This window comes from Streptomyces paradoxus (assembly GCF_014202475.1).
GTDB classification, from domain to species: Bacteria; Actinomycetota; Actinomycetes; order Streptomycetales; family Streptomycetaceae; genus Streptomyces; species Streptomyces paradoxus.
This window is the reverse complement of sequence record NZ_JACHGV010000025.1, coordinates 22,356-29,911: the sequence shown is the minus strand read 5'-3', so window position 1 is coordinate 29,911 and position 7,556 is coordinate 22,356. Positions and strand designations below refer to the sequence as shown.

Sequence of the window (7,556 nt, the reverse complement as noted above, 5' to 3'; positions counted from 1 at the left end):
CGCATCTGGCGCCTGGCCATGTGGGGCAAGAAGGCGGGAGCGGGCCTGGACGACCCGACGTTCGTGCAGCCCGACCGGCCCATGTCGGCGATCGGCGGCTGACGCCTAGCGGGGCTCTTCCCACTCCTTGAGCAGGACCACGTCCTTCAGGAACCCCCGCACGCCGAGGAACTGCGACAAGTGCTCGCGGTGCTCCTCACACGCCAGCCACGTCTTGCGCCGCTCCGGCGTATGGATCTTCGGGTTGTTCCACGCCAGGACCCACACGGCCTCGATCCGGCAGCCCTTCGCGGAACAGATGGGCGTCTCGTCACTCACAGCTTCGTCTCACAGAAAAGGCGACGCCGAGCAGCCACGGGGGGAGCTGCCCGGCGTCGGTCCGTCGCTCCGACGGGGGATGCGGAGCGCGTACGAAGTATGTCACGCATCACCCCTGGCCCGGCACTGGAACAACATGATTGATCTGAGCTTTTCTTGAGCTTGGCGGGAAGATGACTTCCGTTTGTGATCACCGGTGATCTCCCCCCGACGGCCCCTATCGCTCGGGTGTCTCGCCCCGCGCACCCGGCACCGGCTCGGACACGGCATCTTCCGCGCCGGGTTCCGCCGGCCCGTCACCCGGTGCCGGCGGCGAGATCATCGGACGCGCCGGCGGCACCACGAACGTCGACGGCAGAGACGGCGCGTTCTCGCGCCCCGCGTTCGCGATCACCACCGCGACGTACGGCAGCACCAGCCCGAGCACCAACGCCACGATGGCGACGTGCCGTTCGACGTTCCACAACGTGGCCGCGAGGATCACCGAGATCGTGCGGACCGTCATCGAGATCACGTAGCGGCGCTGCCGCCCGCGTACGTCCTCCTGGAGCCCTGTCCGGGCGCCGGTGATCCGGAAAACCTGGGCGTTGCCGCCGCCATGCTGCTTCCGCATCGCATTCCACCATCCGCCCGTATCGGACTCTCCCCGCCCCGTAGCCGCCCTCGGCCGGCCGGGGGACCTGACCGGGACAGCTCCCACGTTACGCCGCGGCTGCGCCGGTCACGAGACCGGGTGGCGCACCGCCCGGGCGAACGTCCTGCGCCGGGGCACGTACGGCCCGGGCCGGCATGCGGCGTACGGCACCTGGGCCGACACTGGCCGTAGTGCTCACGTCGAGCCGCACGAGGAGGCAGCGATGGGCTGGTTGTGGGCGATCATCGTAGGACTGGTACTCGGGCTGCTCGCCAAGGCGATCATTCCGGGCAAGCAGCACATCCCGCTGTGGCTGACCGTCATCCTGGGCATGATCGGCGGCATCGCCGGCAACGCCATCGCCCGGGCGGCCGGTGTCGAGGCCACATCGGGCATCGACTGGTGGAGGCACATCTTCCAACTGGTGGCCGCGCTCATCCTCGTCGGCCTCGGCGACCGGGCCTGGACGGCGGCCAGGAGCGACAGACGCAGGGCATAACGGGGCGCACGGCGAAGGGGGCGGCCTCCGGCACCGGAGACCGCCCCCTTCCTCTGCTCGCTGTACGAAGCTCGCTGTCCGAACGCCGCTCTCAGGCGCCCGTGACCTCGACCGCCGCCAGGTTCTTCTTGCCCCGGCGCAGCACCAGCCAGCGGCCGTGCAGCAGGTCCTCCTTGGCGGGGACGGCGTCCTCGCCGGCGACCTTGACGTTGTTCACGTAGGCGCCGCCCTCCTTGACGGTGCGGCGCGCGGCCGACTTGCTGGCCACCAGGCCGACCTCGGCGAACAGGTCCACGGCCGGGCCGAGCTCGGCGACCTGGACGTGCGGCACCTCCGACAGGGCCGCGGCCAGCGTCCTCTCGTCGAGCTCCGCCAGCTCGCCCTGCCCGAACAGGGCCTTGGACGCGGCGATCACGGCGGCCGTCTGACCGGCGCCGTGCACCAGCGTCGTCAGCTCCTCGGCCAGGGCGCGCTGCGCGGCCCGGGCCTGCGGACGCTCCTCGGTCTGCCGCTCCAGCTCCTCCAGCTCCGTCCGGGAGCGGAAGGACAGGATGCGCATGTAGCGGGAGATGTCCCGGTCGTCCACGTTCAGCCAGAACTGGTAGAACGCGTACGGCGTAGTCATCTCCGGGTCGAGCCAGACGGCGCCGCCCTCGGTCTTGCCGAACTTGGTGCCGTCCGCCTTGGTCATCAGCGGGGTGGCCAGCGCGTGCACGGTCGCGTCGGGCTCCAGGCGGTGGATCAGGTCCAGGCCGGCCGTGAGGTTGCCCCACTGGTCGCTGCCGCCCTGCTGCAGCGTGCAGCCGTAGCGCCGGTACAGCTGCAGGAAGTCCATGCCCTGCAGCAGCTGGTAGCTGAACTCCGTGTAGCTGATGCCCTCGGAGGACTCCAGGCGCCGGGCCACGGAGTCCTTCGTCAGCATCTTGTTGACGCGGAAGTGCTTTCCGATGTCACGGAGGAACTCGATGGCGGAGAGGTTCTCCGTCCAGTCGAGGTTGTTGACCATGACGGCCGCGTTCTCGCCCTCGAAGTCCAGGAACGGCTCGATCTGGGCGCGCAGCTTGGCGACCCAGCCGGTGACCGTCTCCGGGTCGTTCAGCGTGCGCTCAGCGGTCGGACGCGGGTCGCCGATCAGGCCCGTGGCGCCGCCGACCAGCGCCAGCGGCCGGTGACCGGCCTGCTGGAGCCGGCGCACGGTGAGCACCTGCACCAGGTGCCCCACGTGCAGCGACGGCGCCGTCGGGTCGAAGCCGCAATAGAATGTGACGGGACCGTCCGCGAGCGCCTTGCGCAAAGCGTCCTCGTCAGTGGACAGGGCGAACAGCCCGCGCCACTTCAGCTCGTCGACGATGTCCGTCACGGTTCTCGCATCTCCTTGAATGGGCTCGTAATCAGGTACGAGGTTATACGCCCTGGCTGACAGAGCTCATATTGAAATCCGGCACCCGCAGGGCCGGCATCGCGGCCCTGGTGAACCAGTCGCTCCACTCCCTGGGCAGCGTCTTCTCGGTCCGCCCCGCCTCGGCGGCCCGGCCGAGCACTCCGACCGGCGACTCGTTGAACCGGAAGTTGTTCACCTCACCGGTCACCTCGCCGTTCTCCACGAGGTAGACGCCGTCCCGGGTCAGGCCCGTGAGCAGCAGCGACGCCGGGTCGACCTCCCGGATGTACCAGAGGCAGGTCAGCAGCAGCCCGCGCCCGGTGTCCGCGACCATCTCGTCCAGGGACCGGTCCGTGCCCCCGTCCAGGACGATGTTGTCGATGCCCGGCGCCACGGGCAGCCCGGTCAGCCCCGCGCTGTGGCGGCTGGTCGTCAGGTGCCGCAGCTCACCCTCGCGCATCCACTCCGTGGCCGCGAGCGGCAGCCCGTTGTCGAAGACCGACTGGTCGCCCCCGGAGGAGTGCGCGATCACGAAGGGTGCCGACTCCAGACCCGGCTCGTTCGGATCGCTGCGCAGGGTCAGCGGCAGGTCGGTCAGCTTCTCGCCGACCCGGGTGCCGCCGCCCGGCTTGGAGAACACCGTGCGGCCCTCGACCGCGTCCCGGCCCGACGCCGACCACATCTGGTAGATCAGCAGGTCCGCCACGGCCGTCGGCGGCAGCAGCGTCTCGTAGCGCCCGGCGGGCAGCTCCACGCGCCGCTCGGCCCACCCCAGGCGCACCGCCAGCTCCGCGTCCAGGGCCGCCGGGTCGACGTCCTTGAAGTCCCGCGTGGAGCGCCCGGCCCACGCGGACCGGGTCCGGTCGGGGGACTTGGCGTTCAGCTCCAGCGTCCCGTTCGGCTGGTCGTGACGCAGCCGCAGCCCCGTGGACGTGCCGACGTACGACGACACCAGCTCGTGGTTGGCGAAGCCGTACAGCTCGCGACCTCCCGCACGCGCGCGTGCGAACGCCTCACCGAGCGCGGGAGCGAAGTCGGCGAACACGGCGGAGGAGGTCTCGACGGGCGCCTCCGTGAACTCCGGTGACGGTGCCACGCCCGTGACCAGCGGCTGCGCGTCCTCGGCGGGCCCGGCGCCGCGCGCGGCGGCCTCGGCGGCCCGCACCAGGGGTTCCAGCTCGTCGGGGGTCACGGCGGACCGCGACACGACCCCGGAGGCCGTGCCCTCCTTGCCGTCGACCGTGGCGACCACGGTGAGCGTGCGCCCGCGCGTGACACCGTTCGTGGTCAGCGTGTTGCCCGCCCAGCGCAGGTTGGCGGTGGACTGCTCGTCGGCGATGACGACACAGCCGTCCGCCCGGGACAGTTCGAGGGCGCGCTCGACGACCTCGTGCGGCTTGCTGGAACGCGCGCTCATCGACCGGCCTCCTGCGTGGTGTTGAGGATGTTGACGCCCTTGAACAGGGCAGACGGGCAGCCGTGGGAGACGGCCGCGACCTGGCCCGGCTGGGCCTTGCCGCAGTTGAAGGCGCCACCGAGCACATAGGTCTGCGGCCCGCCCACCGCGGACATCGAGCCCCAGAAGTCGGTGGTCGTCGCCTGGTAGGCCACATCGCGCAGCTGCCCGGCGAGCCGCCCGTTCTCGATGCGGTAGAAGCGCTGGCCGGTGAACTGGAAGTTGTAGCGCTGCATGTCGATCGACCAGGACCGGTCGCCGACCACGTAGATGCCGCGCTCCACACCCCCGATCAGGTCCTCGGTCGACATCCCGGCCGGGTCCGGCCGCAGTGACACGTTCGCCATGCGCTGCACCGGCACGTGCCCGGGGGAGTCGGCGTAGGCGCAGCCGTTCGACCGCTCGAAGCCGGTCAGCTTCGCGATCCGCCGGTCCAGCTGGTAGCCGACGAGGGTGCCGTCCTTGACCAGGTCCCAGGACTGGCCCTCGACGCCCTCGTCGTCGTAGCCGATGGTGGCCAGGCCGTGCTCGGCGGTGCGGTCGCCGGTGACGTTCATCAGCTCGGAGCCGTAGCGCAGCTTGCCCAGCTGGTCGAACGTCGCGAAGGAGGTGCCGGCGTAGGCGGCCTCGTAGCCGAGCGCCCGGTCCAGTTCGGTGGCGTGCCCGATGGACTCGTGGATGGTCAGCCACAGGTTGGACGGGTCGACGACCAGGTCGTACAGGCCCGGCTCCACGCTCGGCGCGCGCATCTTCTCGGCGAGCAGCTCCGGGATCCGCTCCAGCTCGCCCTCCCAGTCCCAGCCGGTGCCCCGCAGGTACTCCCAGCCGCGTCCCACGGGCGGCGCGAGCGTGCGCATCGAGTCGAACTCGCCGCTCGACTCGTCCACCGACACCGCGTTGAACACCGGGTGCAGCCGCACCCGCTGCTGCGTGGTCACGGTCCCGGCGGTGTCCGCGTAGAACTTGTTCTCGTGGACGGTGAGCAGCGAGGCGTCGACGTGGTCGACCCCGTCGGCCGCCAGCAGCCGCGCGCTCCACTCCGCCATCAGCCCGGCCTTCTCCTCGTCGGGCACGGAGAAGGGGTCGATCTCGTACGGCGAGATCCACGTCTTCTCGGAGTGCACCGGCTCGCCGGCCAGCTCCACGCGCTCGTCCGACCCCGCCGCCTTGATCACCTGGGCGGACAGCTTGGCCATCGCCACCGCCTGCCCGGCGACCCGGGCGGCGGCGTCCAGGGTGAGGTCGACGCCCGAGGCGAAGCCCCACGTACCGCCGTGCACCACCCGCACCGCGTATCCGAGATCGGTGGTGTCCGACGACCCGGCGGGCTTGGCGTCCCGGAACCGCCAGGAGGCGTCCCGCACCCGCTCGAACCGGAAGTCCGCGTGCTCGGCGCCGAGCGCACGCGCGCGCGCGAGGGCGGCGTCGGCGAGGGGGCGTAGGGGGAGGGCCGTGAAGGCCTCGTCGATGGTATGAGGCACCGCCGTCTCTTTCTGTCGAGGTGACCGTGGTTGCCGTGCGTCGTGACTGCTCCGATCATGTCGCCCATCCGGCGCGCGGGCCATGAGTTTCCGCAGCCGGACCCGCGGGTTTCTGTAGGGACCCGACAGTGAGTCCCGTACGCCACTGTCGGTGCCCGATTGTCCGCGAGCCTGCCCGGACCGATAGGTTTTCGGGGAAGCCGCCTGTCATCACCGCCTGTCGTCCAGGCGCCGGGGCGGGTATCAGACCGCTATCGAAAGGGTGATCCGTTGAGCCGCTCGGTTCTCGTCACCGGAGGCAACCGGGGCATCGGCCTCGCCATCGCCCGCGCTTTCGCCGATGCCGGCGACAAGGTCGCCATCACGTACCGCTCGGGTGAGCCGCCGGCCGCCCTGACGGAATTGGGCTGCCTCGCCGTCAAGTGCGACATCACCGACGCCGAGCAGGTGGAGCAGGCCTACAAGGAGATCGAGGAGGCCCACGGCCCCGTCGAGGTCCTCGTCGCCAACGCCGGCATCACCAAGGACCAGCTCCTGATGCGCATGTCCGAGGAGGACTTCACCTCGGTCATCGACACCAACCTCACCGGCACCTTCCGCGTCGTCAAGCGGGCCAACCGCGGCATGCTGCGCGCCAAGAAGGGCCGCGTGGTGCTCATCTCGTCGGTCGTCGGGCTGTACGGCGGTCCCGGCCAGGCGAACTACGCCGCCTCCAAGGCCGCCCTGGTCGGCTTCGCGCGTTCCCTCGCCCGGGAGCTGGGCTCGCGCAACCTCACCTTCAACGTCGTCGCGCCCGGCTTCGTCGACACGGACATGACCAAGGCGCTCACCGACGAGCAGCGCGAGAACATCGTGAAGCAGGTCCCGCTCGGCCGGTACGCGCAGCCGGAGGAGATCGCCGCGACGGTGCGGTTCCTCGCCTCGGACGACGCCTCGTACATCACTGGAGCCGTCATCCCCGTTGACGGCGGACTGGGAATGGGTCACTGATCACCATGAGCGGAATTCTCGAGGGCAAGCGCATCCTGATCACGGGTGTGCTGACGGAGTCCTCCATCGCCTTCCACGCCGCCAAGCTGGCCCAGGAGCAGGGCGCCGAGATCATCCTCACGGCGTTCCCGCGGCCCACGCTGACCGAGCGCATCGCCAGGAAGCTCCCCAAGCCCACCAAGGTCATCGAGCTCGACGTGACCAACGACGAGCACCTCGGCCGGCTCGCCGACATCGTCGGCGAGGAGCTCGGCGGCCTCGACGGGGTCGTGCACTCCATCGGCTTCGCCCCGCAGGACGCCCTCGGCGGCAACTTCCTCAACACGCCGTTCGAGTCGGTCGCCACGGCCATGCACGTCTCGGCGTACTCCCTGAAGTCGCTCACCATGGCCTGCCTGCCGCTGATGCAGAACGGCGGCTCCGTCGTCGGTCTGACCTTCGACGCGCAGTTCGCCTGGCCGCAGTACGACTGGATGGGCCCGGCCAAGGCCGCCCTGGAGGCGACCAGCCGCTACATGGCCCGCGACCTGGGCAAGCAGAACATCCGCTGCAACCTGGTCTCGGCCGGTCCGCTCGGCTCCATGGCCGCCAAGTCCATCCCGGGCTTCAGCGAGCTCGCCTCCGTGTGGGACGACCGCTCCCCGCTGGAGTGGGACCTGAAGGACCCCGAGCCGGCCGGCCGCGGCGTCGTCGCCCTGCTGAGCGACTGGTTCCCCAAGACCACGGGCGAGATCATCCACGTCGACGGCGGTCTGCACGCCATCGGAGCCTGATCTCCCGTACGTCTCCGACGCCCC

At 70.5% G+C, this 7,556-nt stretch carries 8 protein-coding genes and 1 pseudogene; 4 read left to right on the top strand and 5 right to left on the bottom strand.

Going from position 1 to position 7,556, the window contains the following annotated elements; translation table 11 throughout:
• Nucleotides 1–102, top strand: a pseudogene (locus tag HNR57_RS38855) (GTP 3',8-cyclase MoaA); the annotation flags it as partial.
• Between the two features lie 3 nt (nucleotides 103–105).
• Here the strand turns inward: HNR57_RS38855 and HNR57_RS38850 are convergent.
• Nucleotides 106–318, bottom strand: coding sequence for a hypothetical protein (locus HNR57_RS38850; RefSeq protein WP_184568094.1), 213 nt, complete (start codon nucleotides 316–318; stop codon nucleotides 106–108).
• Between the two features lie 217 nt (nucleotides 319–535).
• Nucleotides 536–931, bottom strand: coding sequence for a DUF3099 domain-containing protein (locus HNR57_RS38845; RefSeq protein ID WP_184568092.1), 396 nt, complete (start codon nucleotides 929–931; stop codon nucleotides 536–538).
• Nucleotides 932–1,175: 244 nt separating this feature from the next.
• Here HNR57_RS38845 and HNR57_RS38840 point away from each other — a divergent pair, with 244 nt between their 5' ends.
• Entirely contained in the window at nucleotides 1,176–1,451 is a 276-nt protein-coding gene (locus HNR57_RS38840) for a GlsB/YeaQ/YmgE family stress response membrane protein (protein WP_184568090.1), read from the top strand.
• A gap of 91 nt (nucleotides 1,452–1,542) precedes the next feature.
• Here HNR57_RS38840 and tyrS read toward each other — a convergent pair whose 3' ends face one another.
• From tyrS to HNR57_RS38825, 3 genes are read right to left on the bottom strand one after another with little or no spacing between them, the layout of a single operon-like run.
• On the bottom strand, nucleotides 1,543–2,811 hold the full coding sequence (gene tyrS / locus HNR57_RS38835; RefSeq protein WP_184568088.1) for a tyrosine--tRNA ligase: 1,269 nt from the start codon (nucleotides 2,809–2,811) through the stop codon (nucleotides 1,543–1,545).
• Nucleotides 2,812–2,854: 43 nt separating this feature from the next.
• Nucleotides 2,855–4,249, bottom strand: a complete 1,395-nt coding sequence (locus HNR57_RS38830; RefSeq protein ID WP_184568086.1) for a metallopeptidase TldD-related protein — start codon at nucleotides 4,247–4,249, stop codon at nucleotides 2,855–2,857.
• Complete coding sequence (locus HNR57_RS38825) at nucleotides 4,246–5,769, bottom strand: TldD/PmbA family protein (protein WP_184568084.1); 1,524 nt, start codon at nucleotides 5,767–5,769, stop codon at nucleotides 4,246–4,248. Before HNR57_RS38825 ends, HNR57_RS38830 begins: the two co-directional genes overlap by 4 nt.
• Nucleotides 5,770–6,039: 270 nt before the next feature.
• Between HNR57_RS38825 and fabG the strand changes: the two genes are divergently transcribed.
• Both fabG and fabI read left to right on the top strand, forming a co-directional pair.
• Nucleotides 6,040–6,759, top strand: coding sequence for a 3-oxoacyl-[acyl-carrier-protein] reductase (gene fabG / locus HNR57_RS38820; protein WP_184568082.1), 720 nt, complete (start codon nucleotides 6,040–6,042; stop codon nucleotides 6,757–6,759).
• Nucleotides 6,760–6,764: 5 nt separating this feature from the next.
• Complete coding sequence (gene fabI, locus HNR57_RS38815; protein ID WP_184568080.1) at nucleotides 6,765–7,532, top strand: enoyl-ACP reductase FabI; 768 nt, start codon at nucleotides 6,765–6,767, stop codon at nucleotides 7,530–7,532.
• Nucleotides 7,533–7,556 lie beyond the last annotated feature (24 nt).